The organism is Micromonospora sonneratiae (assembly GCF_042679305.1).
Lineage (GTDB): Bacteria > Actinomycetota > Actinomycetes > Mycobacteriales > Micromonosporaceae > Micromonospora_H > Micromonospora_H sonneratiae.
In genome coordinates this window covers 69,270-94,431 of record NZ_JBHTMP010000028.1, presented here as the reverse complement: position 1 = coordinate 94,431, position 25,162 = coordinate 69,270, and the positions used below count along the sequence as shown (strand labels likewise).

The window sequence follows — 25,162 nt, the reverse complement described above, 5'->3', positions numbered from 1 at the left end:
GGAGGTGTCCGCTTGGGTCGACGCCGCAACGGGCGCACAGGCGGGGCAGCTCGACAGCCTCCGCGGCAGGCTCCCTGACCACACTCCCAACAGGTAAGAGATCTCAATTACGCGACACTAGAACCGCTAAAGCCGATGTGGCATTTTTAATACTCGAAAAGAGAAACGACGTGCCATAGGCAAATGCTAGTTGCTGTTGACATGGTTGCGGTCGATGCGAAGGCTGGCCACGTGAACTGTAGTTTGAAAATGCGGAAAATTATGATTGACGTCGATATGGCTAGGCTGACTTGGATTAGTGCTGATTGTACTTTGCCTATAATAAAGGAGTCGATCGGGCCAATCCAGAAGAAGGCGACGTGGAGTAGTGAATGGGCGCCGTCTGAAGCAAGTAGGCCAGATGAAACGCCTGTCGCGATGGTTCTTGTTCGGATGGCCCCACGCCTTATCTTATGCGCCAAGAAGCCCATGATGATACCTGCAAATATAGAGCCTATCAGCCACATTGTAGTTGCTTTGGCGACGGATGGAAGGCCATAGGGGAGTAGTGGCGATCCGTCCGTCTCACCTCCATGATGCCAGCGGCGACTCGCAAACAAGATCAGACCGTAATACGCCAAGGTGGCAAGAACCGGCACGCCAACTCCGCGCCTCAAGGCCGATGGGAGTGTATGTGCGGTCAGTCCGCATACCAATGCCGTGCAGCTCCATGCAAAACCAGAGCTAACCAGCGGGGTTAGCAGCCTTGAAACCGGGTCTGATAGCCAATCGGCAGTGAAGGCGAGCGCGCCAACGCCAATGCCTACGGTGGTCAAGTATGACGTCTCGACTGCTGTTTGCCGTCGGTGTCGAAGATTGACCTTTGCTACATCAATTCTACTGGGCAATTCAGGTCCACCGTTCGTTCGTGGCTGTCGAGGCCGGTCAGCGCCGGGCAGGTTGTGGCAGACGTCCGCGATGAGTCTGATCTCGGCAAGGTGCCCGTCTGGATGCTTCGAGCTGTCGGCCTTGCTGCCAACACGCGGATTTCGATCATCGCGGCTGACGGCACCAACGCGATGACAGCTCGACGCTGATCGCGTGACAGCATCCGCTGCTCGGTGTCCGACGTAGGCGCACGGCGAAACGGTATCCTTCGTCGTCGGCGTCTCGGAGCGACTGAGCCGCAGCCAGGACGCTCAGCTCAGCCGGGCGGCGGTATCGTGCGATCCATGAGTGTCGACGCAACTCCACGGCCCAGAATTCTTGGACATGTTGCCGGGCTCGTCGGAATGGCGATTGCCATGGCCGGCTGTGGGGACCAGGAGACTGCGGACGATGCAGCCCAGACCCCATCGGCACCGGTCGTGACACCGTCCACTGCCTCCGCTCCGGCCGCCGTACCCACGAGCACCTCTGCGGCAGCCGCCGATGGCTGTCCGGTCGACGCGGACACGCTGTTCGCGGCACTCAGGGCGGACAAGAAGCTGGCTGCCGCCATTCCCAGGAGCGTCACTAGTGTGAAGGACGTGGTCTGCTACCAGGGCTATGCGACCGCGTACACGGTGGTGAACGTGAATGAGGCGGACCCGGCGGCGATTGTCTACCGGTACGACCCGGGAAGCAGGACCTGGAAGGCGCTGAACCTCGGAACCGACGCCGTCTGCACGGACATCGTCCCCGCCAGGGTCATTCCCCACCTGCCGGGCTGCGTCGGCTCATGACCCGGCCAAGGGCGACCGGCCAACCACCGGCGGGTCTGCGACCCGCAGCAGGTTGGTCGCGTACTCACGCAGGCCCGCCCGATCATCGCAGCCGATCTTGGCCATCAGGCTGGCGACGTGCTTCTCCACGGTCCGGGGAGAGATGAACAACTGCTGGGCGATCTCCTTGTTCCCGTGCCGATCGGCCAGCAGGATCAGGACCTCGTACTCCCGTACGGTCAGACCCTTGCTGATCAGCGCGGCCGGGAGCTGACTACGTCCGCTGCGTCGTTGCGGTGTCTTCGCTCCGGCACGACGGAGCAACGCGCGACAGGCCCCGGTCACCGTGCGCAGGCCCGCGAGGTGGAAGTACTCCTCCGCGGCCCGAAGCCATGGGACGGGGTCGCCCCACCCGTCGGCCAGCGCCGCCTCCGCCACCAGCCGCAGGCCGAGGTGATGGGTTCGGGGATAACAGGCCGAGACCTGCTGGGCACGGACGACTGCGGCAGCCGCCTCCGCCCGCCGCCCGGCCCGGCCGAGCAGGACCGCCTCGGCGAACAGCAGGAACTGCTGGTTCCAGCGGAGACCGGCACCCGGAGATGCCCTGACCCGTTCGTAGTCGCGTTGGTCGGCCTGCCCGTGCAGCACTTCGAGCAGCAGGCCGAGACCGTAGCGACCGGCCAGGTAGTAGACGCTGGGATTGCGTTCCTCCCAGGCCCGGGCATGCCCCAGCTCGGCCCGGGCCAGGGCCGGGTTCTCCTCCAGCAGTGCCTGGAAGGCGCGGCAGAGCCCGTACAGCAGGGGCATGTGGAGGGACTGCTCACCGTCCCACGCCCGGAACTCCGCCAGCTGTGCCTCCATTCCAGGGCGATCCCCCTGGTGAGCGGCCAGCATGGCGCGGATGAGGAGGTTGTACTGGTGGTCGTCCACGTAGCGGAGGCGGGCGGTCGCCTCGGTGCATCGGGCACTGATCTCGTCGGCGGTCGCGTACTCGGCCCGCAGCAGTGCCTCCAGGGCGAGGCTGCTCTCCGCGGTGTACGCGAGCGCGATGGCACCGATCGCCTGCGCGTCATGTAGCGCCTGTTCGAGCCCGTGGATGTCGCCGGTACGCATCGCCCGGTTCACACCGAGCCGGAGCACGGCGTGGACCCGCCAGATCGGCAGCGCATGCCGCTCCGCCACCGCCAGCATCCGGTTGAGGTACGTCTCCGCCTCGTCGAAGCTGCGGTGCCGTGCCAACATCGCGAGAAGCTGCCAGGACTGGCAGGCGGCCACGGGTGCGGGCAACGTCTCGGCGACCCGTACCGCGCGGAGGGCGATCTCCTCCGCGTGGGCGGCGCGTTGGGGGCCATCGTCCTGGGACTTCACCTGGCCCTCGATCACGAGGTGGGCCTCGACCACATCCACCGAGACGGTGTCCTCCGGGCCGGCGTCGGGACCGAGTAGTGCCCGGGCGGCGGCCACCTGGTCAGCGGCATCTCCCCATCGGCCGGCGATGACCGCCCCCCAGGCCAGCCGGGTGTGCAGCGCGGCCCGTTGCTGCTGGCCCGGCCGGCGGGTGGGGATGAGTGTCCCGGCCAGCTCGAACGCCCGGTCGAGTTGCCCGGCCTCGGTCAGCGCGTACACCAGGGATTCGAGTACCTCGGCGCGAACGTCGACGTCGATGTCGACGGCCGTGGACAGCAGCTGGTTTGACTGGTCGAGCAGGGTAATCGCCGACGCGGTCGCCCCGTCGGCCAGCGCCCGCCGCCCCGCTTCGGCGAAGTGTACGGCGGCACCGGTGCCATCCCCGGCCATCAGGCAGAGCCTCGCCGTGAGCTGGCACCACTCGCCGGGTAGGCCCGGCCGCCGAGCGGTCAGCACGTTGACTGCCCGCCGGGCGATGGCGACGACGGTCGCCGGAAGCAACGAGGCCAGTAGTGCGTCTGCGGTCAGGGCGTGGCGGAAGCTGTACCAGTCGGGTTCGGCACCGTCCGGTCCGATCAGCTGCGCGGCCGTCGCTGCGGCGAGGTGCGCCAGCAGGGAGCGGTCGTCCAACCCACTGATCTCCTGTACGGCGGAGATGCTGAACCGGCGACCCAGTACGGCAGAGATGTTGAGCAGATCCCGACCGTCGGCACCGAGCCGGTCGGCGCGCTGTGCGACGTTGCGTACCAGTGAGGTCGGCACCTCGTCACCCAGTTCACGAACGAGGCGGCATCCATCGGCGGTGCAACTCAACGCTCCGCTGTCGAGCGCGGCGCGGAGCAGTTCCTCGATGACGAGCGGGTTGCCGTCCCCGTCGCGCAGCAGGCGGCGGAGGACCGGATCAGGTAGGTCCGGTGGTCTGACCCCCAGACAGGAGGCGGCGAGCTGGTGGACCTGTTGCGGGTCGAGCGGCTTCAGGTCGAGGACCGTGGCCACCCGCCGCTGCTGGGTGAGCCGGGCGAGGTCGGTCGCCGGCCCGGCGTCCGGACGGAGACTGGCCACCAACAGGACCGGTTGCCCGACGAGGTTGTCGACCAGGTACTCGACGACGGCCAGCGTCTCCGCGTCGGCGTCATGCAGATCGTCGAGGACGATCAGGCAGCCCCGGTCGCGACCGGTGGCGCTGAGCAGCCGCAGCACCGCCTCGGCGACGACGACGAGGGATTCTCCGCTGTCCGGGTTGCCGGTTCGCCACTCGGGTACGAGGCGGGCCAGGGCCGGACGGTACGGCGCAAGCTTGGGATCGTGCTGTGGCCCGTCGGTACGGAACAGCGAGAAGAGCGCCTCGGTGATGGGCCGGAACGGCATGAGAGCGTTGGTGGGGCTGGCCCGTCCACGTAGGACCGGGACGCCCGCCAGGAACGCCTGGGACACGCACTCGCCGACGAGCCGGGTCTTGCCGATTCCCGGCTCACCGACGACGAAAACCGTGCCCCCACGCAGCCGACGGGTGTCGGCCAGGTGCCCCTCCAACAAACGTAGTTCGGTGTCACGCCCCACCAGGGTTGGAGACAGCACCCGCATGGGCCGACACGCTACCGGGCATGCGTCGACTGGTCCGTCATAAAACGGACAGGGTGCCAGTGGGCCGGGGCCGCACTAGCACCCAATCATCTGGTCAGGCCGGGCCGCTGTGCGAGGTGCCGGTATCGGTCTGGCCCGCTGCCTGCATGAACATCGCGGCCGAGCCGCTCGGCATGAGCCCGGCCAGGGCACGGGCGCGCTGTCCCATGGCGGGTGGGGTACCGAGCTGGATCTCCCCGATCGGGCAGTCGGCGAAGGCGCTGTCGATCTTCGCGCCCTGCATGGAAAGCGGCATGTTGCTGGGCATGTTGCATCCTCCATCTGGTTGGGCGGAGCCGGTCAGGGCATCCGCGGTTGTTGGTCCGGCGGCTGAAGCAGCAGCGCGGACGGAATCTGGTCAGGAAAGCCGAGCCGGAGCAGTCCGTGCCCGATCCCGGCCATCCCGTTGAGCAGGCCGGGCGTCAACGCGTTCTCCGGCGTGCCGCAACGGGGGCCGGACTGTTCGATCGCCGAGAGCAGCATGCTGGCGTGCCGGAGGTGCGCCGTCCTGGCCACCCGGCCGTTGCGTGCAGCCACGCACAGCAGTTCCAGCCGACCGAGTTCCCCGTGGCAGAGACTGTGGTTCGGTAGCGGACCGCTGGTGACGACGGCTTCGATGGTCCGCTCGACGAACCTGTCGGCCCATGGCTCGTCCGCTTGGACAGCCCACGGTTCGCCCGTCGGTCCCGTCCATGGTTCGCCCGTCGGTCCGGTCGCGTCGATCAACGCGAGACCCATTCCGGGTTGGCCCTGGCACCAGGAATGACCGTCGAGCTGGTCCGGTCCGACGGCTGCGCGGAAGTCTTCCCGGCCACGCTCGGCGGCCCGGACGTCGCCCGTGACCCTGGCGAAGCGCAGCAGTGCCCAGGCGATACCGGCCAGACCAGAGGCGAAACCGCTGGCCGCTGGGGTGGCAGCCCGGCTGGCGGCCGGGTCGTCGTGGGGCCGCTGACGGGCCAGCAGCCGGCTCGCGCAGTGGGCAGCCGTGTTCTTCGCCGATTCGAGTCCGGCGTACTGGTGCACCGCCAGCATGGCCGCCAGGCAGCCGGCCAGCCCGTCGTGCACGCCGTACTCCTGGTCGGTCGTAACCAGTTCGGCCGCCAGCCGTACCGTCGGTTCGACCAGGTCGGCGAGGTGTCGGTCGTCGAGCAGGACGGAAACCTGCGCCAGGGCGTACGCGATTCCGCCGAAGCCGGCGAAGCCGCCGCTGCCGACGGCCCGGGCCAGTTCGGGGGTCTCCGTGAAGTACTCGATCAGATGGGGCAGGGGGGACAGCGCTCGCCGGGCCACTGATGCGTACCGTTTGTCCCCGGTAAGGGCGGCCAGTTGCGCCAGGAACAGTGCAACACCGCTGTAGCCGCTGGCCAGTCCTGCCCCCAGGGGCATGACCATCCACTGTCGATCGTCGAGTAGTTCCAGGCCGAGCCAGTTGATCCGGCTGTCGTCGGTATAGCCCCGCGCGATGATCTGATCAGCGACGCCTCGGGCCGCAGCCAGCAACCGGCCGGGATCCGGTGTGGTGGCGGCGAACGGCCGAGGCACCGGGCTTCCGGTCTCGTGCCCGCTGTGTGGACGCCGCGTGGCCAGGCTGGTCCGGATGATCCATTCCTGGTCGTAGCGGTCGACGTCGCCCATGCTGCGGATCTTTGCGATCACCTGGTCCAGTGGGGAAGCGTCGAGGACGTCGGTGATCTCGTCACCGGTGCCCGCCCACAGGTGGCGGTGACCGGGCCGGGCCGTGAAAATCGGTACGTCCCCGTGCCACAGTTCCGCCAGTTCGCTGCGTACCAGGCGGAGTCGCGCCGGGTCCCCGGCCGAACCGGCCCACAGCACGTCGAGCAGACGGTCCCGGTCGAGCGCGTCGCGCAGCACGTCCGGATGGGTCGACTCGTCGAGCAGCCGTACGTACACGCGGGTCGCCCGGGCCACGACACGCACCTCGTCGTCCGCGAAACGGTGGAGCAACCCGTCCGGGTCGATCAGGTCGTGGCGGTTACGGACGATGACGTCGTAGCCGTCGCGGAACCCGGCCAGCAGTTGTTCGGTGAACTCGGTGGGATCGACGTCGACACCGTCGAGTCGGGGTCGGTTGTCCGCCCCGGCGAAACGGCCGCCCCGCCGGACCAGCCGCATCTCGTCGGTACCGGGCGCATGCCAGTCGACCACGGGGGTGGGCAGCGGCGCATCCCGGTCCCCGCCGAGCCCGGAAATGTCCAACGCGTGTTCGTCACCGAGCAGTAGTTGCGGTAGCAGGGCGGAGCGGTACACGGATCCGGTCAGGGCCGTGGCGGCCGGATCGGACGCGAAGCCGGTGCTGGCATGCAGCGACGGATGGAAGAGGGTCTCGACGTCGACCAGCACCGGTTGGTCGCCGCAGGCGATGAGGTTTTCGTAGTGGACGTCCGAACCGTCCAGGGCGTAGAGCACGGCCAGCAGGGCACCCTGCCGCCGGTAGAACCGTTCGACCTCGGACCGGTCGGCACACGGCTGCGGACTGGTGAACTCCGTCCAGCCGTAGTCCGTCCGGTCGAGGACGGTCAGTGCCCTCGGTGCCAGGCCCGGATGGTGGCCGTCGAGCCAGCGCAGCACCTCGTTGAAGTGTCGGTGCACGGTCAACGGACGTGGCTTGTAGACCAGCCGTACCCCGGTGGTGAACCGGAGCAGGGCAACGGTCCGTCCCCGCTGGTGCCGGTCACCGGCACCGAGGTGCAGGGCGACCAGTCGTCCGGGGTCCCGTCCGGCGAAGAACGTGGCCACGATGGCGGCCCGGTCGACACAGAACCGGCGGAGTAGCTCGACGGCGGCGTCGATGGCGTACTCGCAGGTCTGGGCAAGCAGCCGGGCCAGGACCGGATACCAGGCCAGGAACGCGTGCAGCGTGGCCGGCTGCCGGAACTGACGGATGAAGTCGAGGAAGCGTTCCTCCGGCGAGGAGCCGGCCAACTGTCCGCGTGACCTCGCGGTGTTCAATTCCCGTACGAGGGTCCGCGCGGCTACCCGGACGAGGCGGCTGCTCAACGTCTGCCGGAACTCGGCACCGATGGCAACGATGTCGAACCCGTCCGTGGTGCCGGCCGTGATCTCGCTACTCCGTCGCGTCAACCGTTCGACGGACACGTCCAGGTACGGCCGGAGAATCTGCGCGAAACCGGCTGTCCAGGCATCGTTGCCGGCCGTCGGCGATTCGCCGTCCCGGTCCGACTCACCGGTTTCCCGTCCGGGTTGTCCCCCGCTCGGCTCGTACGCGGCGGCGATGACCTGCGCGGTGAACCGGGCCCAGGCCGGTGGGGAGCCGACGCGTTCGGCCAGCGCCGGTGGGGCTTCGGCCAGCAGCGTCAGCAGATCGTCCTCGGTCAGGGCAAGGTTCGCCAGCCTGGCGTCGAACTGTCCACTGGCGCCGAGGTCGTGCGCCCGGTACCAGTCGTGTAGCCGTGCCTGGGCCCGCGTCGAGCCGGGATCGTCCGGCGCGATCCGTCCGGGGGTAGGAAGCCGCTCCGCAAGGGGTAGGCCGAGCGCCCACCAGTGGCTCCCTTCGGCCGGGGCGTTCGCCCCGCCAAGGGGCGTGGCCACCCATGTGTTGCTCATGGTCTACAGGGTTGTGGCGGCCGGAATCGGCGGCATGGGGGAACGTCCCCCATATTTTGTGCCGCTCTTCGACGCCCAGGTCAGGCCGGGGATGCCTGCTCTTGTTGTCGCGGACCCGACCGTTGTCGGCGGGACGGTGGGGGATCGCTAGGGTTTGCGCATTCGGACAGCGAACACGGTTGGCGTTGGTGAGCCGCCTTCGGTGAACCGTTCGAAGGTCAGGCCGGCGTCGAGGAAGGCGTGCAGCAACTCGGGCAGGGGGCGGTGCATGCCACCGACCTTGGCACGTACTCCCTGGTCGGTCCAGGACTCGTAGGTCCAGTGGCTGTCCAGGTAGCCGGGGCGGAGCACGACGGCGTCGCGGTCGGTCCGGTCGGCGAATCCACCACAGAAGCAGGGATGAACACCGACGTGGACGAACACCCCGCCGGGCCGCAGCACCCTGGCAACCTCGCCCAGCACCAGCGGATAGTCCGGAATGTCGGTGTGGACCATTACGGCGATGGCGGTGGAGATGGAGCTTGTACGTGCCGGGAGTTGACTGACATCGGCCCGTACGGTGGGCAGGCGACCCCTGGCATGTCGCAGCATGCCGGCCGAGAGGTCCATGCCGACCGGGGTCCAGCCCAGCTCACGAACCTGCCCCGCGTACGCGCCCGTGCCGCAGCCGATCTCCAGGCAGACGCCGTCGCCCGAGCCCAACAGGCTGCCCAGCGCCCGCCTGACACCTATCGGATCGCTGTCACCCTGCTGGGCGAGGAACTCGTTCTCGTACCAGTCAGCGATTCGGTCATATGCCGCCATGCGCGCCATGCGTGCCTCCCCAATAGCCGATTCCGCCATTCAAGTCATCGATCGATGGCAGAGCCACGGGGGTTCGCTCACAGCGCAAGTCGGTCGATGGCGCTCAGCCGTACGACGGGCGTAGGTACGGCTGAGCGCCATCGCTCGGACTATCCCCGGAAGGCGGCCTGGCCGGTCAGCGCCTGGCCGACCACCAGCTTGTGCACCTCGCTGGTGCCCTCGTAGGTGAGCACCGCCTCCAGGTTGTTGGCGTGCCGCAGCACCGGGTACTCCAGGGTCACGCCGTTCGCACCGAGGATCGTCCGGGCCATACGGGCGATGCTGATCGCCGTCTCGCAGTTGTTCAGCTTCGCCAGGCTGACCTGTGCCGGCGTCGCCCTTCCGGCCTCCCGCAGCCGTCCCACGTGGACGGCCAGCAGCATGCCGTTGACCAGGCCCCGGGTCATCTCGGTCAGCTTCTCCTGGGTGAGCTGGAAGCCGGAGATCGGCCGACCGAAGGCCTCGCGGCTGCCGGCGTAGTCGATCGCGGCCCGCAGGCAGTCGTAGCCGGCGCCGAGCGAGCCGAAGACGATGCCGAGCCGGGCCTCACCGAGACACTTCAGCGGGGCCCGCAGGCCGATCGCCTCCGGCATGATGGCGTCGCCGGGCAGGCGTACGTCCTGGAGGACCAGGGCCGAGGTGACCGAGGCCCGCAGCGACAGCTTGTGCCCCACCGGCAGGGTGCTCACCCCCGGGGTGTCCATCGGTACGACGAAGCCCCGGATGCCCTCGTCGGTACGGGCCCACACCACCGCCACGTCGGCGATCGCCGCGTTGGTGATCCACATCTTCTCGCCGTTGAGGATCCAGTCGCCCCCGTCGCGGCGGGCCGAGGTCCGCATCGCACCCGGGTCGGAGCCGGCGTCCGGCTCGGTCAGCCCGAAGCAGCCGATCGCCTCACCGGCCGCCATCGCCGGCAGCCACCGCTGGCGCTGCTCCTCGCTGCCGAAGGTCCGGATGGCGTACATGGCCAGCGAGCCCTGCACCGACACCAGGCTGCGTACGCCCGAGTCGGCCGACTCCAGCTCGAAGCAGGCCAGCCCGTAGGCGACCGCGCCGGTGCCGGCACAGCCGTAGCCCTCCAGGTGCATGCCGAGCAGGCCGAGCTTGCCGCACTCCCGGGCCAGTTCCCGGGCGGGCAGTTCACCGGCGGCGAACCATTCGGCGATGTGCGGCCGGATCTGCTCGGCCGCGAACTTACGAACGGTGTCCCGGATGTCGCGCTCCTCCTCGGTGAGGAGGGTGTCGATCGCGGCGAGTTCCAACGGGTCGGTCATCAGTTGCTCTCCTGGGAGGAAGTGGCGGTGAGCCAGGCGCGTACGTCGTCGGTGTGCTGGCCGAGCCGGGGTGGCGGCCGGTCGTATCGGGGTGGTGTGCCGGAGAGGCTGATCGGGTTGGCCACCTGCCGGGCCGGCTGATCCCGGTCCGGCTCGTCGATCTCCACTACCGGTGCCAGCCCCAGGTCGGTGGCGAGCCTGAACGCACCGGCCAGGTCGTTGACCGGTCCACACGGCACGCCGACGGCGCTGAGCGCGGCGGCCAGTTCGTCGGCGGGCCGCAACGCCGTCCGTTCACACAGGGTGGCGATCAGCGCCTCGCGGTGACGTACCCGGTCGGCGTTGGTCAGATAGCGTGGCTCCCCAGCCACGGACGGGATGCCGAGTACGCCGCAGAGCGCGGCGAACTGCGCGTCGGTGCCGACCGCCACCGCCAGCGGCCGGTCGGCGGTGGGCAGCAACTGGTACGGCACGACGCTCGGATGCGCGTTGCCCAGGATGCCCGGGACCACGCCCGCCGAGACGTACCCGGAAGCCTGGTTGACCAGCGCGGACAGCAACGACGACAGCAGGCTGACCTCGACGTGCTGGCCCTCGCCGGTGGCGTCCCGGTGCCGGAGCGCGGCCAGGATGCCGATCGTGGCGTGCAGCCCGGTGATCACGTCGACCACGGCGACCCCGGCCTTGACCGGCTCACCCGGCTGCGCCCCGGTGACGCTCATCAGCCCGCCGACGGCCTGGACGAGCAGGTCGTACCCGGGTCGGTCGGCACCCGCACCGGAACCGAATCCGGTGACCGAGCAGTAGACCGCGCCCGGGTTGACAGCGGCGATGTCGGCGTAGCCGAGGCCGTAGCGTTCCATCGTGCCGGGGCGGAAGTTCTGCACGATCACGTCCGCCCGGTGCGCCAGCTCGCGGGCGGTGGCCAGGTCGGCCGGGTCGGTCAGGTCCAGTGCGATCGACCGCTTGTTGCGGTTGACCGCCAGGTAGTAGGTGGCGGTGCCGTCGGCGTCGTACGGCGGCCCCCAGGCCCGGGTGTCGTCCCCCTTGCCGGGCCGTTCCACCTTGACCACGTCCGCGCCGAGGTCGGCCAGGAGCATGGTGGCGTACGGCCCGGCCAGCACCCGACTGAAGTCGGCGACGAGCACCCCGTCCAGCGCACTCATGCCGCCACCTCGCTTCGCTCGGCGTCGTCATGAGCCGTGATGCTGAGCTGGCTGATTCGCTCGCTTCGCTCGCTCATGCTGACCACTCTCGGACGGCGGCGACGGCCCGCCGCCAGCGCCGGTGGGCCTTGTCGCGATCGGCGGCCCCCGCCCCGGCGGTGAACTCCCGGTCCAGGTGCCAGCGCTTGGTGATCTCGTCGGTGCTGCCCCAGACCCCGGTGGCCAGACCGGCCAGGTACGCCGCGCCGAGCGCGGTGGTGTCGGTGATGGTGGGCCGACGTACCGGCAGACCGAGTTGGTCGGCCTGCAACTGGCAGAGCAGGTTGTTGACGGCGGCCCCGCCGTCGACGGTGAGCCCGGTCAGCGGCTGTCCGGTGCACCGGGCCATCGCGTCGGTCACGTCCCGCACCTGGAAGGCGATCGCGTCCAGGGTGGCCCGTGCGACGTGCGCCCGGCTGGTGCCCCGGGTCAGGCCGAACATCGCCCCTCGGGCGTACGGGTCCCAGTCCGGTGCGCCGAGCCCGGTCAGGGCCGGTACGAAGACCAGCCCGCCCGAGTCCGGCACGCTGGCGGCCAGCGGCTCGACGTCAGCCGCAGCCGGGATCATGCCGAGCCCGTCCCGTAGCCACTGCACGGCCGCACCGGTGACGAAGATCGAGCCTTCCAGGGCGTACGTGGTCGGCTGACCGTCGAGCTGCCAGCCGACCGTGGCGACCAGCCCGGCGTCCGGCGTGGCCGCCTTCGTGCCGGTGTTGACCAGCACGAACGAGCCGGTGCCGTAGGTGCACTTGGAGCTGCCGACGGTGAAGCAGGTCTGCCCGAACAGGGCGGACTGCTGGTCGCCGACGAGCGCCGCGACCGGCAGGTCCAGGCCCAGGAACGCCTCCGGGTCGGTACGGCCGATCACCGCGTTGGTGGGGACAATCTCCGGCAGCGCGGACCGGGGTACGTCGAACAACGCGCACAGTTCCTCCGACCAGTCCCCCTCGGCCAGGTCGAAGAGCAGGGTGCGGGATGCGTTCGACGGGTCGGTGACGTGTACCCGCCCACCGGTGAGCCGGGCGGCGAGGTAGCTGTCGACCGTACCGACCACGGTCCGACCGGCCCGTACGTCGGCCCAGGTCGCCGGCTCCTCGGCGGCCAGCCAGGCGAGCTTGGTCGCGGAGAAGTACGGGTCCAGCCGCAGCCCGGTCCGGGTGGTGATCAACGACTCGTGGCCGTCGGCCCGGAGCCGTTCGCAGAGTTGCGCCGAACGGCGGTCCTGCCAGACGATCGCCGGCCGGGGGGCGGCCAGCGTCTGCCGGTCCCAGAGGACCACGGTCTCCCGCTGGTTGGTGATCCCGATGCAGGTCGGCGTCGTCGGGGCGGCGGCGAGCGCCGAAGCGCTCGCCGCCCGTACCGCGTCCCAGATGCTGTCCGGGTCGTGCTCGACCCAGCCGGGCCGGGGGAAGAGTTGCGGGAACTCCTGGTATCCCCGGGCCACGACCGTGCCGTCCGGGTCGACGACGACCGCGGTGACCCCGGTGGTGCCGGCGTCGATGGCGAGTACGGCCATCAGATGGCCCCGATCAGCGCAGCCCGGTTGGAGCCGGTGACTCGGCGGTAGCGGGCCGCTTCCTGCTCGATCCAGTCGTGGTCCCGGCCGAGCGCGCCGGCCATCAGGGTGGCGACCTCGTCGGCCGCGTCGGCCGCCCCGTCGACCGTCTCCAGGCCGGCGTGGCTGCGCCGCAGCAGTACGTCCTCGACGGCCAGCGCGCCCTCGTGCCGTACCGCGTAGCTGACCTCGGCCCGCAGTAGGCCGCCGGCTCCGGCGACCGGACGCAGGTCCGACTCGTCGGCGCTGGCCAGGACCTCGGTGACCGCCGTGCCGTGCCGGCGCAGCAGGTCGTCGATGGTGCCGGCGGGCAGGCCGTGGGCGCGGGCGAGGTGTCCGCGCCGGTTCCAGAGGGCCTGGAATCCGTCGGCACCCACCAGCGGCAACCGTTCGGTGCAGGACGGCGGGTAGCCGCCGCCGAGCCGCTCCACGACCGCGTCCACCGCGTCCTTGGCCATCACCCGGTACGTGGTGAGCTTGCCGCCGGCGATGGCCAGGCACTGGTCGTCGATCTTCGCCACGACGTGTTCCCGGCTGAGTTTGGCGGTGTCGGCGGTGCCGGCCTTGTCGACCAGCGGGCGCAGACCGGCGTAGACGCCGACCACGTCGGCCCGTTCCAGCGGCCGGCGCAGCCACTGGTTGACCTGGTTCAGCAGGAAGGTGATGTCGTCGCCGTCGGCGGTCACGTTCCGCAGGTCGCCCGAGTACGGCGTGTCGGTGGTGCCGACCAGCACGGTCGAGCCGACCGGGATGATGAACAGCACGCTGCGCTCGGTACGGGTGATCACCGCCCGGTCGACCCGCAGCGCCGACTTCGGCACGACCAGGTGCACGCCCTTGGAGGCGCGTACCCGGAGCACCTCCCGGCCGACGAGCCGCTGTACCTCGTCGGTCCAGACACCGGAGGCGGCCAGCACCTGTCGGGCCCGTACGGTGCTCTCGGTGCCGGTCAGTTCGTCGCGGACGGTGACCTCGGCCGTGTTGCCCCGGGTGGTGTAGCCGACCGCGCGGACCCGGGTGGCGATCACCGCGCCCTCGCGGGCGGCGGTACGGGCGACGGCGAGGGTGAGTCGCGCGTCGTCGACCTGGCCGTCGTCGTACTCGAGAGCGCCGGTGGTCATCTCGGCCCGCAGGGCGGGCATGACTCGGGCGAGGCCGCGCCGGCTGAGGTGCCGGTGCATGCGGAAGACCCGCTCGGCCCGGCTGCCGGGAATCTGTCCCATGCCGTCGTAGAGGCTGAGCCCGGCGCCGATGTACGCCCGCTCCCACACCCGGTGGGTCAGCGGGAGGACGAACGGCAGCCGGCGGACCAGGTGCGGGGCCAGTCGGCCGCCGAGCAGTCCCCGTTCCCGCAGCGCTTCGCGGACCAGCCCGAATTCGAGCTGCTCCAGGTAGCGCACGCCGCCGTGGAGCAGTCGGCTGGAGCGGCTGGAGGTGCCGCCGCCGAGGTCGCCGGCTTCGATCAGGGCCACCCGCAGACCCCGGGACGCCGCGTCCAGGGCCGCACCGGTGCCGGTGATCCCGCCACCGACGATGAGCAGGTCGTACGTTTGGTCGTCCAGTGCCGCCAGCGTCGCGGCCCGCCGAGCGGCGTCGATCATTCCGCTGTCCACGTCCAAGTCCTTTCCGCAGAATATAGAATCTGTCTGCCGGTAAAGCTCGGCGTCACCATCGGCGCCGGACCTCCTCGGCCCAGCCGAGCAGCCCGTCGACCGGGATCCGCTCGCCTTCGTCAGTCACCACGTGTCCGGAGTAGTGCCCGAAGACCTGGTGCTCGTCGCTCTCCACCACCAGCCAGCTGCTGTGCGCGGCGCGGTCGTGGAACGGGGTGAAGGTCAGGTCGACCCGCTGGCCCACCACCCGCCAGGGCGCCAGCCAGTCGTGCGAGTCGTAGTACCAGGTCAGCTCTTCACCGATCTTGTGGATTCGGCCGTCCACCCGGATCGCGTTCTCGGTCATCCCGGTGCCCACGGTCCACTTGCCGCCGATCTGGAGGCCGACCTCCCGGCCGTGGCACCGACCACTGGCCGCACCCCAGTTCCAGACGATCGAGTACGGCCACCGGCCACGCCCGTGGTCCAACGTGGCGTACGCGGTGTCCGGATCGAACTCGTACGCCTGACCGTCGGCCACCACCCGGCCCTGCGCCCGCAGACAGTTGTCCTTGCGGGTGTACTGGAACTGCCGCTCGTTCCACGGCACCACCACACCCAGCGACTCGTGTCCCTCGGGCCGGTCCACCAGCAGGTCGACCGAGAGCCGTGCCGACCGGGCGCGCAGCCGGGTGCCGGAGGGCGTCTCGTCGAAACCGAGCGCGATCTGCCGGCCCCGGGCCCGTACCCCGCCCTCGCCGGAGGTCGTCGGCATCGGCGTACCGATCGGCAGCAGCGAACGCTCGGCGATCTGGATCTCCTGGCCGGTGGCGAAGTCCAGGAAGAACGCGGCGTAGGTGACCCGGTAGTCGGCGTGCGAGACGTTCACCGCGACCAGGTGGGTCGGGGTGGTCACACACCAGTACTCGAACCGCTTGTTCCGGCCCCAGCCACGCAGGTTCGCCCGGTGCAGCGGCTGACGGGTCCAGCCGACCGCCTCCGGATTGAGTCGACCGTCGGGCAGACACAGGTCCACCCGACTGGTGATCTCCCGTTCGTGGGTCAGATATTCAGTCACCGAGTTCCACCGCCAGATACTTGTAGTCGAGGTAGTGCTCGACACCGTGGTGGCCACCCTCGCGGCCGTACCCACTGCCCTTGATCCCGCCGAACGGCCCCTGCGGCGGCGCGAAGGTGCCACCGTTGACCGAGACCATGCCGAAACGCAGCGCCTCCGCCGAGCGGATCACCCGGGCCAGGTCCCGGCTCCACAGGTAGGAGGCCAGGCCGTACGAGGTGCTGTTGGCCCGGGTCAGGGCCTCCTCGTCGGACTCGAAGGTGAGCACCGGTGCGACCGGACCGAACGTCTCGTCGTTGCTGATCACCATGTCGTCGGTGACGCCGGACAGCACGGTCGGGGTGTGGAAGCTGCCCCCGGCGTACGCCCCACCGCTGGGCCGGTCACCGCCGGTCAGCACCTTCGCGCCCCGGTCGAGGGCGTCGGCGACGTGTTCGGCCACCTTGTCGACGGCCGCCGTGTTGATCAGCGGGCCGATCCGGGTCCCGTCGGCCAGCCCGTTGCCGACCGGCAACTCGGCCGTACGGGCGGCCAGCAACCGGGTGAACTCCCCGGCCACCGACGAGTGGACGTAGATCCGGTTCGGCGAGGTGCAGGCCTGCCCGGCGTTGTAGAACTTGGCCCGGGCCACGCCCGCCGCCGCCTTCTCCAGGTCGGCGTCGGCGAAGACCAGCACCGGCGCGTGCCCACCCAGCTCGACCGACATCCGCTTGACGTCCGGCGCGCTGGCCGCGATCAGCAGCTTGCCGACCCGGGTGGAGCCGGTGAAGGAGACCTTGCGGACCTCCGGCTTACTCATGAATACCTCGGTGACCTCGGCCGGCCGGGTGGTCGGCACGATGTTCACCACGCCCGCCGGCAGACCCGCCTCGGCACAGGCCTGTGCCACGGCCAACGCCGAGTACGGCGTTAGCTCGGACGGCTTGAGCACCACCGTGCAACCGGCAGCCAGCGCCGGCCCCAGCTTGCGGGTCACCATGGACAGCGGGAAGTTCCACGGGGTGATGGCGGCGACCACGCCCACCGGCTCCGGCAGCAGCCAGATCCGCGAACTCTCGGTGCCGGCCGGCACGGTCTCGCCGTACAACCGACGGGTCTCCTCCGCCGACCACAGCATGTGCTCGGCCCCGGAGAGCACCTCGGCCCGGGCCTCGGCCAGCGGCTTGCCCTGCTCCCGGGTCATCGTCTCGGCGATCTCGTCGGCCCGGCGGGTCAGCACCGCCGCCACCGCCCGCAGCTTCTCGGCCCGCAGGTGTGCGGGCAGTGCCCGCCACTGCGGCAGCGCCCGGGCCGCCGCGTCCACCGCCGCCTTCGCCTCGGCGGGGCCGGCGTCCACGACCGTGCCGAGTACGGCACCGGTGGCCGGCTCCCGTACCTCGAACACCGTGCCACCGGCCGGCTCGCACCACGCGCCGTCGATGTAGGCCAGTCCAACGTCACTCATACGGTCTCCTGTCGGCGGCCGGCCGGCCGCGGCTCACTCTGGTTCTGTAGGCCCTGTAGCAGGGCGTCCATTCCGGCCTGCTCGTGTTCCCGGACGAGGCGCGCGGCGAGGGCGAAGTCCCCGGCGACGATCGCGTCCCGGATCGCGACGTGCTCGGCGTGCGACTCGGGCAGTCGCCAGGGCACGAAGCGGAAGCCGTACTTGGCCCCCTCGGTACGCGACCAGAGCGAGGTCAGCATCCGGTTGATCACCGTGGTCTGTGGAGTGTCCGAGAGCAGCGCGTGGAACCGCCGGTTGAGCTTGGAGAATGCGTCGACGTCCCGCTCGGCCACCACCGGCTCGCACTCGCGCAGTACCGCGTCGATCTCGGCGATCCGCTCCGGTGTGTACGCCGTGCCACCCAGTTCGATGGCGAGGCCGCCGAGGGCGCCCCGGATGCCGTATATCTCCTGGATGTTGTCCAGCCCGACGCTGGCCACCACCGCGCCGACGTGCGGGCGCAGCACCAGCCACTCGTCGGCGACCAGCGACTTGATCGCCTCCCGGACCGGGGTCTCGCTGATGCCCAGCGCCTCGGAGACGACCCGGGCGACGATCCGGCTGCCGGGTGGTGCCTCACCCGACATGATCAGCCGCTTGATGTGACTGATGGCGATGTCGGACTTCATCTGGAAGGTATCGGTGGTCACCGGTTCCCCCTCACACTCGCTGCACGGTCAGCTGGTCGATCGCCGCCCGGTCCAGGGTGACGCCGAGGCCGGGCCCGGTCGGCAGCCGTACGGCACCGGTGGCCGGGTCGGGCAGCAGCGGCTCGGCCAGCATCACCTGGAAGACCTCCGGCACGATGACCGGCGGGTCGTACGGGTACTCCAGCCACTCACAGGAGGCCAGTGAGGCGCAGAGCTGGAGGTTGCCGGCGACACCCAGCCCGGTCGCCCACGCATGCGGGATGAACCGCCGTTGCCGCGCGGCGACCATCGCGCCGAACTGTCGCAGCGCATGGATCTCCTCGCTCTCGTTGGCGTCGGGCTGGTAGATGTCGAAACAATCATCTTCCAGTAGACGTACGAGTTCGGCGATGCCCCGGTTGTGCTCGGCACCGGAGATCGGCACCGGCGACGCGGCGGTCAACCGGCGCAGCGCCGTGTAGTCGTGCCGGGGCAGCGGTTCCTCCAGCCAGGCCACGTCCAAATCGGACAGTTCCCTGGCGGTGGCCAGCGCCCGCTCGTACGACCAGATCAGTCGACTGCCGTCCGGGGCGTAACGCCACCGGGAGGCCGCCTGGTTGGCGTCGACCGCCAGCATGACGTCCGGACCGACCGCCTCCCGTACGGCGGCCACCTGCCGCAGGTCCTCGGCCATCGTGGCCGAGTGGATCCGCAGCTTGATGCCCCGGAATCCGGCCGCGACCGCCGCCAGCGCGTCGTCGACCCGCTGCGCGGGATCGCGTACCTCACCGAAGCTGGCGTAGGCGCGCAGCTCGTCGTTGGCCCCGCCCCACAGCTGGTAGAGGGGCCGACCGCAGGCCTTGCCCACCGCGTCCCAGACCGCGACGCCGACCACCCACGGCCGGGGGAAGAAGTACTGGGCCACGTAACGCAGCCGGTTCGCGATGTGCTCGGTGGCGAACAGGTCCTGTCCGACCAGCAGCGGCCGGATCACGTCCCGGATCGTACGGAGCAACAGCGGTCCGGAACCGTGCCCCATGTCGCCGCCGGACACGCCGACCACGCCGGCGTCGGTCTCCACCTCCACGATCACCGCCGCCATCGTGCGGTGCGCGCCTTCCGGTGCCCACGACGGTACGAACGGCCGTGGGTAGGGGATCTCGATCAGCGAGGCACGGACATCCCGAATCTTCATCGTTGCGCCACTTTCTCTGACCCGACCGTGGGCGTCAGCCCTTGGTCGCGCCCTCCGCCAGTCCCTTGATCAGCCACTTCTGTACGAACAGCGCGAACACCACGACCGGGATGACGGTCAGGGTGCCGACCGCGGTCAGCGGACCCCACATCGCTCCCTGTTCGGTGTCGGCCGCCATACCGGCGATGGCCACCGGGATCGTCGCCGCGTCGCGGTTCGTCAGGACCAGTGCGAACAGCAGTTCCTCCCAGGCCAGGATGATGCTGAAGATCAGCGTCGAGATCAGGCCGGGCAGCGTGCAGGGCACGATGATCCGGAAGAACGCGCCGAGCCGGGACGCGCCGTCCAACATCGCCGACTCCTCCAGCTCCTTGGGCAGAGCCATGAAGAACGAGCGCATCAGCCACATCACGTACGGGATGAGGAAGGTGCAGTACGCGAGAATCAGCGTGATGTGCTGGTCGGTGAGGTCGAACCGGCGGGCCACCAGGAACATCGGTACGGCCAGGGCGATCGGCGGCACACCCCGCGAGGCGAGGATCAGCCCACCGATCAGCCCGGCTCCCCGGATCGGTAGCCGGGCCAGCGCGTAACCGGCCATCGCGCCGGCGACGATGGACAGCAGACCCGCGCCGACCGCCACGATGATCGTGTTGATCATCCGCGGGCCGATGTCGGCCTGGGTGAAGTAGCTGGTGTAGTTCTCCCAGGTGACGGTGCTGAACCAGCGTGGCGGACTGGCGAAGATGTCCCGGGGCAGCTTGAACGAGGTGCTGATCATCCAGAGCACCGGGAACAGGAACACCAGCGTCGCGAGGAGCGAACCGCCGATGCGCAGACCGCGCCCGAGCCGGCCGTGCCGGGACCGGCCACGGGTGGCGGGGACGCCCGCCGTCGTGGTCACCATCGCTTCTCCAGAAAACGGTTGAGACGCAGGAACAGGAAGGTCAGCAGCATGGTGATGGCCAGCACCAATGTCGCCATCGACGAGGCCGTGCCGAACTCCAGGCCACGGAACGCCTTCTCGTAGATGTAGAGGTTGACCACGTCGGTCGCCTGCCCCGGCCCGCCCTTGGTGGCGGCCAGCGCGATGTCGAACATCTTCACCGCACCGAGCCAGCGCACGATGAACGCGGCGAGGATGACCGGGGCCAGCAGCGGCAGGGTCACCTTGCGCAGGGTGGCGAACCAACCGGCACCGTCGACCCGGGCCGCCTCGAACACGTCACCGGGCAGCGACATGATGCCGGCGGAGGCGATCAGGACCACGAACGGCGTCCACCGCCAGGTGTCGATCAGCACCAGGCTGATCATCGCCAGGGTGGGGTCGGCCAGCCAGTTGATCGGCTCGATGCCGACCAGACCGAGCAGGTAGTTGACGAAGCCCCACATCGGGTCGAGCAGCATCTTCCAGACGCCACCGGCGACCACCGGTACGACCACCATCGGGATCAGGAAGAGCGCCCGCAGTACGCCCCGCCCCCGCCACTCGACGTTGAGCAGGAACGCGATGCCGAAGCCGAGGACCATCTGCAACGGCAGCGCCAGCGCCAGGTAGACGCCGGTGACCTTCAGCGAGTTGAGGAACCCGGGGTCCTCGAGGACCGTCCGGTAGTTGAGCCAGCCGACGTTCTCGGCCGGGGTGAACGTGGCCAGGTCCAGCTCCGAGAAGCTGATCTGGATCGTGTAGAAGAGCGGGTAGGCCAGCACCGCGACGAGGATGACCAGCGCGGGGGCGAGGAACAGCCACCGGCTGCCGATGTCCTGTAGACGCTGGCGCAACGGCCGCCGCCGGAGGGATGCGTCCGCCGGGGCGGCGGGGGGCGCGACCGCGCTCCCCACCGCTCCCGTCTCAGTCTTGGTAGACACCTGATGCTCCGCGCTCAGTAGCCCTTGGACTTCAGCAACTTGTTGACCTCGTCCTCGGCGTTCTTCAACGCCTGGGCCGCAGTGACCTGACCGGACACCGCCAGGCTGTGCTGGGTCGCCAGGATCTGCTGGATGGCGTCGGACTCGGGGAGCTTCGGCCGCCACATCTTGCCCTTGTCGATCGCGACGTAGCCGTCGGCGATGGCCTTGAAGACCGGGGTCAGCCAGGCCTGCTCCGGGGTGGAGGAGAGGGTCGACTTACGCGCCGGGAAGACACCCAGGGTGTTGGCGTGCCACTTCTCGCCCTCCTTGGAGGAGAGCCACTGCAACAGGGCCCAGGACGCCTCGGCCTGCTTGCTCTTCTTCGCCACCGCACCGGTCCACATGCCCCGGTGGGCGCCAGCGCTGGCCGTACCGACCGGCATCACCTGGATGCCGACCTCCTCCGGCTTGAGGGTGGTGGTCTTCGGGTCGATCGCGGTGCCCTTGTAGACGCTGCCCCACATGAACATGGTGGCCGTCTTGCCCTGCCGGAACGCCTCCAGCGGCTCGTTGAACTGGTAGGTGGCCGCACCGGGCGGGGCGTACTTGAGCAGGTCGATGTGGGTCTGCAGGGCGGCGACGCCCTCCGGGGTGTTGAACGCCGGCTTGTTGTTCTCGTCGAGCAGCTGACCACCGTTGCTGTTGAGGATGGTCTGCCAGATCGTCGGGGTCAGCGGGTCCTTGGTCCAGTAGGTGCCCACCGCCCAGGCGTCGGGCTTGCCGTCGCCGTTGGTGTCCTGCACCAGCTTCGGCGCCTGCTCCAGGTACTGCTGCCAGGTCAGCGCCGGGGTCGGCTCGGCCAGGCCGGCCTTCGAGTAGAGCGTCTTGTTGTAGAACATCAGCAGCACGTTGGAGCGCAGCGGCACACCGTACTGCTTGCCCTTCCACTCACCTGCGGCCAGCGGTCCGGTGTTGAAGTCGTCCCAGTCGTAGTCGGACTTGGTGTACTTGCCCAGGTCACCCTTGAGGTCCGCCAGTCCGCCGGTCTTCGCCAGCTGCGGGATCCACGGGTCGTCGGCCACGATCAGGTCGTACGTCGGGTCCGGAGCGGTCAGCTCCAGCATCTCCTTGGCCAGCAGGTCGCCGTACGGGACGCCGTCGATGGTGACCTTGATGTGGGGGTAGAGCTTGTTGAACTCCGGCACCATCTGTTCCTGCCACTGACGCGCGAACGCGTCGTTGGCGATCATCCGAATGGAGACCGGCTTCTCGGCGGTACCCACACCGCCGCCGGTGACCTCACCGTCGTCGCCGGAGCCGCAGGCGGCCAGGGAGAGCGCGACGGTGGCGGCCAGGCCGCCCGCCAGAACCGCTCTGCGGGTCGTGCCGCGCGTGGCGCGGGGAAGGCTACGCACAGGTAACCCCTCTCAAGGGAATGTTTTTCACTGGGGGATGGGTGTTGCCTGGGCCGTCGCCTACCGGGACGGGTCGATGGCGATCTTCACGACATCGCTCCCGTTCAGCTGATAGCCCGTACTGAGTGAGCGCAGTGCCAGCTCCACGTCCCGGAGCGGGACGCGGTGCGAGACCACCCGGGCGAAGGGCGGGCCGCCCCGTCCGAGGATCTCCAGGGCGCGCAGGTAACGCGCCTGCATTTCCGGTCCGGCGCCGTAGACGCCGGCGATGGTGATGTCCCGCCGGACCAGGTCCGTGTACGGGTTGAACGCCGTCGGCCCCCGGTCGGTGAAGTTGCCGAGTTCGGCGAGGGTGCCGCCGTCGGCGACGTAGCCGATCGCCTCGGCGAACCCGGCCGGGGAGCCGCTGCATCCGATGACGGCGCTGGCCCCGGTTCCGCCGAGCGCGTCGCGTACGGCCGCGTGTCGGGGTGCGCCGGGGTCGAGGGTGCCGATGTCGACCACCGCGTCGGCACCCAGTTCCGCCGCCAGGGCGAGCCGGCTGGCGTTGCCGTCGACGGCGACCACCCGGGCGGCCCCGGCGGCCCGGGCGGCGGCGACGACCATCAGACCGATCGCCCCCACGCCCTGCACCACCACGGTGGCACCGAGCCCGATGTTGGCCCGGTGCAGCCCGTGCAGGGCCACCGACATCGGTTCGGCCAGGATCGCCACCTCGGGCGGGAGTTCGGTGCGGTAGAAGACGGTTCCGGGGTTGGCCAGGTGCAGGTATTCGGCGAATCCGCCGGTCAGCGGCGGCCCGACGTCGACCGGCGACTTGAAGCCGTACGACTGGGGTTTCTGCCGGCACTGGCCGGGGCGGCGCAGCACCACGCACTCGTAGCAGGTGCCGCAGCTGGTCGCCGGGAACACGCCGATCCGGTCGCCGACCGCGACCGGCCGTCCGGCGAAGTCCCGGTCCAGGCCGGGGCCCAGGGCGGTGATGGTGCCGACGATCTCGTGTCCCAGCAGGGCCGGGAAGGTGATGCTCGGCAAACGGCCGTGGAAGACATGGGCGTCGGTGCCACAGATGCCGCACAGTTCGACGCGGATGGCCGCCTCGCCCGGTCCGGGGTTGGGTACCGGGTATTCACGGATTTCTACCGGTCCGTCGGGGCCGGTGACGACTGCCGCGCGTGAGGATGTCATCACCATCGCCTCCGTCTCTCGCTCCAGTTCTACATTCTGGATTCCATAGAATGTGGAGACCGTAACGCGCCGGCAACAAACTGTCCAGACCGGGTCCCGAACCTGTTCATCCGGTATCGACGCAGGTCAGGGTGGCTGGGCGACCGCATCCGGGTACGGTCCGCATCGCGTGTCGGTGCCGGGAGCGGTCATCCACAGCCTGTGGATGGAACATGTGTACGAAGGGTGGGCGGCGCGGGGAGGCCATGCGGCGCGGGAGGTCCGAGCGGTGCGGGAAGTCCGGTGGCGCGGGAAGTCAGGCGGTGCGGGTGGCGATCTGCGCGGGTGGAGCGTGCACCCGCTTCAGCGCATCAGGTACGGGCCGAGCAACTCCCGGGCCTGCGCCCGGATCGTGGCCTGGTCGGCGCCGGATTCGATCATCCGCGATGCGGAGTAGACGACCGCGTTGATCATTTCTGCGAGGGTGGCCGGATCGGATGCGCCCAGTTCGGTGAGTGCCTCGACAACCGGGGTGAGCAACTGCTCGTGCATGATCCGGCTGCTGGTGTCCAGTTCCTCACTGGGGGCGATGGCGGCCAGGGCGCGGAATATCGCATGCTCGCCCTCGGCGACCAGGACGAGGTTCGTGTCGACGTAGGCCAGGACCTGCTCACCCGGGCTGGCGGTAGCTGCCATCGCCTCGGTGACCCGACTCGACCAACTGGGGAAGACGTCCTCGATGAGCGCGCGGAGCAGATCCTGGCGCGACCGGAAGTACTGGTAGATCGACGAGCGGGCCAGCCCGGCGCGGGCTGCGACAGCGGCGAGGCCGGGCGGCTGGCCGATGTTCTCGGCACTCTCGGCGAGGATCGCCCGGGCGGCGTCCAGCAGGGCCCGGCGCTGCGCGGCGCGATGCTGCGCGACGGTCGGGGCGCTGATGCGCGGCACGGACCCTCCTCCACTGGTCGGCCGGACCGCTGTCGACCATGTCGCCCGGCGGCCCGGTGGTCCGCGTCGTCGTCGTGGACCACCCCCACCGTAGCGACCGGGTGCCGCCCCACCGCCGGGCCACCCGTGGAGGTCGGCGGTGGGGCGGAATCGATCAACCACCCAGCCGGGTGGCCGCGTACCCGAGGATGAGGATGCCCAGGATCAGGTCGACGATCGTGCACCACTCCGAGTACCAGCGGGCGACCACCTGGTTGGCCCGGTAGTGCACGACGTCCCACACCCCGTGCCCGAACCACGCCGCACCCGCCAGCCAGATCACCACGTCGGACTGCCAGTACGCGCTGATGACCGCGATCGGTCCGAAGATCGCGAGGCCGATGAGCTGTAGGCCGATCCGCTGCCGGCGGATCAGGGCCATGACGACGTAGACGCCCGCCAAGAACAGGAAGATCCAGCCCATAGGCGGGCTGTCGCCCCAGGGCGGCAGCCCGATGATCAGTACGGCGCCGATCGCGGCGACCGAGACGAGCAGGTGCCGCAGCCAGGGACGGGACGTTGTCTTGTCAGGGGAAACCGAATTGGCGGTAGTGGTCATGCCACTCACGGTCCATCCAGGAGGTACGA

At 69.6% G+C, this 25,162-nt stretch carries 20 protein-coding genes; 1 reads left to right on the top strand and 19 read right to left on the bottom strand.

Annotated features, from left to right (window positions below; translation table 11 throughout):
* Nucleotides 1-146 precede the first annotated feature (146 nt).
* On the bottom strand, nucleotides 147-887 hold the full coding sequence (locus tag ACFQ4H_RS19085; protein ID WP_377572346.1) for a DUF6518 family protein: 741 nt from the start codon (nucleotides 885-887) through the stop codon (nucleotides 147-149).
* Nucleotides 888-1,211: 324 nt separating this feature from the next.
* Between ACFQ4H_RS19085 and ACFQ4H_RS19080 the strand changes: the two genes are divergently transcribed.
* The gene (locus tag ACFQ4H_RS19080) at nucleotides 1,212-1,703 is read left to right on the top strand and encodes a hypothetical protein (RefSeq protein WP_377572345.1); all 492 of its coding nucleotides are present in this window, start codon (nucleotides 1,212-1,214) and stop codon (nucleotides 1,701-1,703) included.
* On the opposite strand, the gene ACFQ4H_RS19075 is transcribed toward ACFQ4H_RS19080, so the two are convergent.
* The 18 genes from ACFQ4H_RS19075 to ACFQ4H_RS18990 form a co-directional block, all read right to left on the bottom strand.
* Nucleotides 1,698-4,673, bottom strand: a complete 2,976-nt coding sequence (locus tag ACFQ4H_RS19075) for a helix-turn-helix transcriptional regulator (protein ID WP_377572344.1) — start codon at nucleotides 4,671-4,673, stop codon at nucleotides 1,698-1,700. The genes ACFQ4H_RS19080 and ACFQ4H_RS19075 overlap by 6 nt on opposite strands.
* A 94-nt stretch (nucleotides 4,674-4,767) precedes the next feature.
* Nucleotides 4,768-4,980, bottom strand: coding sequence for a hypothetical protein (locus tag ACFQ4H_RS19070; protein WP_377572343.1), 213 nt, complete (start codon nucleotides 4,978-4,980; stop codon nucleotides 4,768-4,770).
* Nucleotides 4,981-5,012: 32 nt separating this feature from the next.
* Nucleotides 5,013-8,297, bottom strand: coding sequence for a type 2 lanthipeptide synthetase LanM family protein (locus tag ACFQ4H_RS19065; protein ID WP_377572342.1), 3,285 nt, complete (start codon nucleotides 8,295-8,297; stop codon nucleotides 5,013-5,015).
* Nucleotides 8,298-8,444: 147 nt separating this feature from the next.
* On the bottom strand, nucleotides 8,445-9,110 hold the full coding sequence (locus tag ACFQ4H_RS19060) for a class I SAM-dependent methyltransferase (protein ID WP_377572341.1): 666 nt from the start codon (nucleotides 9,108-9,110) through the stop codon (nucleotides 8,445-8,447).
* Between the two features lie 140 nt (nucleotides 9,111-9,250).
* Nucleotides 9,251-10,417 (bottom strand): acyl-CoA dehydrogenase family protein, encoded by a 1,167-nt coding sequence (locus ACFQ4H_RS19055; protein ID WP_377572340.1) that lies wholly within the window; start codon nucleotides 10,415-10,417, stop codon nucleotides 9,251-9,253.
* On the bottom strand, nucleotides 10,417-11,583 hold the full coding sequence (locus ACFQ4H_RS19050; RefSeq protein WP_377572339.1) for a CaiB/BaiF CoA transferase family protein: 1,167 nt from the start codon (nucleotides 11,581-11,583) through the stop codon (nucleotides 10,417-10,419). The genes ACFQ4H_RS19055 and ACFQ4H_RS19050 overlap by 1 nt, the downstream gene beginning before the upstream one ends.
* Nucleotides 11,584-11,656: 73 nt before the next feature.
* A complete protein-coding gene (gene glpK / locus ACFQ4H_RS19045) occupies nucleotides 11,657-13,138 on the bottom strand; it encodes a glycerol kinase GlpK (protein WP_377572338.1) in 1,482 nt (493 codons plus the stop codon).
* Nucleotides 13,138-14,790, bottom strand: coding sequence for a glycerol-3-phosphate dehydrogenase/oxidase (locus ACFQ4H_RS19040; protein WP_377572337.1), 1,653 nt, complete (start codon nucleotides 14,788-14,790; stop codon nucleotides 13,138-13,140). Before ACFQ4H_RS19040 ends, glpK begins: the two co-directional genes overlap by 1 nt.
* 52 nt (nucleotides 14,791-14,842) lie before the next feature.
* Nucleotides 14,843-15,847, bottom strand: a complete 1,005-nt coding sequence (locus tag ACFQ4H_RS19035; RefSeq protein ID WP_377572336.1) for a DUF2804 domain-containing protein — start codon at nucleotides 15,845-15,847, stop codon at nucleotides 14,843-14,845.
* On the bottom strand, nucleotides 15,840-17,291 hold the full coding sequence (locus ACFQ4H_RS19030; RefSeq protein ID WP_377572335.1) for an NAD-dependent succinate-semialdehyde dehydrogenase: 1,452 nt from the start codon (nucleotides 17,289-17,291) through the stop codon (nucleotides 15,840-15,842). Before ACFQ4H_RS19030 ends, ACFQ4H_RS19035 begins: the two co-directional genes overlap by 8 nt.
* The gene (locus ACFQ4H_RS19025) at nucleotides 17,288-17,980 is read right to left on the bottom strand and encodes a GntR family transcriptional regulator (protein ID WP_377572334.1); all 693 of its coding nucleotides are present in this window, start codon (nucleotides 17,978-17,980) and stop codon (nucleotides 17,288-17,290) included. The genes ACFQ4H_RS19030 and ACFQ4H_RS19025 overlap by 4 nt, the downstream gene beginning before the upstream one ends.
* Nucleotides 17,981-17,990: 10 nt before the next feature.
* Nucleotides 17,991-19,154, bottom strand: coding sequence for a mandelate racemase/muconate lactonizing enzyme family protein (locus ACFQ4H_RS19020; protein WP_377572333.1), 1,164 nt, complete (start codon nucleotides 19,152-19,154; stop codon nucleotides 17,991-17,993).
* Between the two features lie 34 nt (nucleotides 19,155-19,188).
* A complete protein-coding gene (locus tag ACFQ4H_RS19015; protein WP_377572332.1) occupies nucleotides 19,189-20,061 on the bottom strand; it encodes a carbohydrate ABC transporter permease in 873 nt (290 codons plus the stop codon).
* Nucleotides 20,055-21,023, bottom strand: coding sequence for a carbohydrate ABC transporter permease (locus ACFQ4H_RS19010; protein WP_377572331.1), 969 nt, complete (start codon nucleotides 21,021-21,023; stop codon nucleotides 20,055-20,057). The genes ACFQ4H_RS19015 and ACFQ4H_RS19010 overlap by 7 nt, the downstream gene beginning before the upstream one ends.
* A gap of 14 nt (nucleotides 21,024-21,037) precedes the next feature.
* The gene (locus ACFQ4H_RS19005; RefSeq protein ID WP_377572330.1) at nucleotides 21,038-22,420 is read right to left on the bottom strand and encodes an ABC transporter substrate-binding protein; all 1,383 of its coding nucleotides are present in this window, start codon (nucleotides 22,418-22,420) and stop codon (nucleotides 21,038-21,040) included.
* Between the two features lie 60 nt (nucleotides 22,421-22,480).
* A complete protein-coding gene (locus ACFQ4H_RS19000; protein ID WP_377572329.1) occupies nucleotides 22,481-23,608 on the bottom strand; it encodes a zinc-binding dehydrogenase in 1,128 nt (375 codons plus the stop codon).
* Between the two features lie 342 nt (nucleotides 23,609-23,950).
* The gene (locus ACFQ4H_RS18995) at nucleotides 23,951-24,535 is read right to left on the bottom strand and encodes a TetR/AcrR family transcriptional regulator (protein WP_377572328.1); all 585 of its coding nucleotides are present in this window, start codon (nucleotides 24,533-24,535) and stop codon (nucleotides 23,951-23,953) included.
* 154 nt (nucleotides 24,536-24,689) lie between these two features.
* Nucleotides 24,690-25,133, bottom strand: a complete 444-nt coding sequence (locus ACFQ4H_RS18990) for a hypothetical protein (RefSeq protein ID WP_377572327.1) — start codon at nucleotides 25,131-25,133, stop codon at nucleotides 24,690-24,692.
* Nucleotides 25,134-25,162 lie beyond the last annotated feature (29 nt).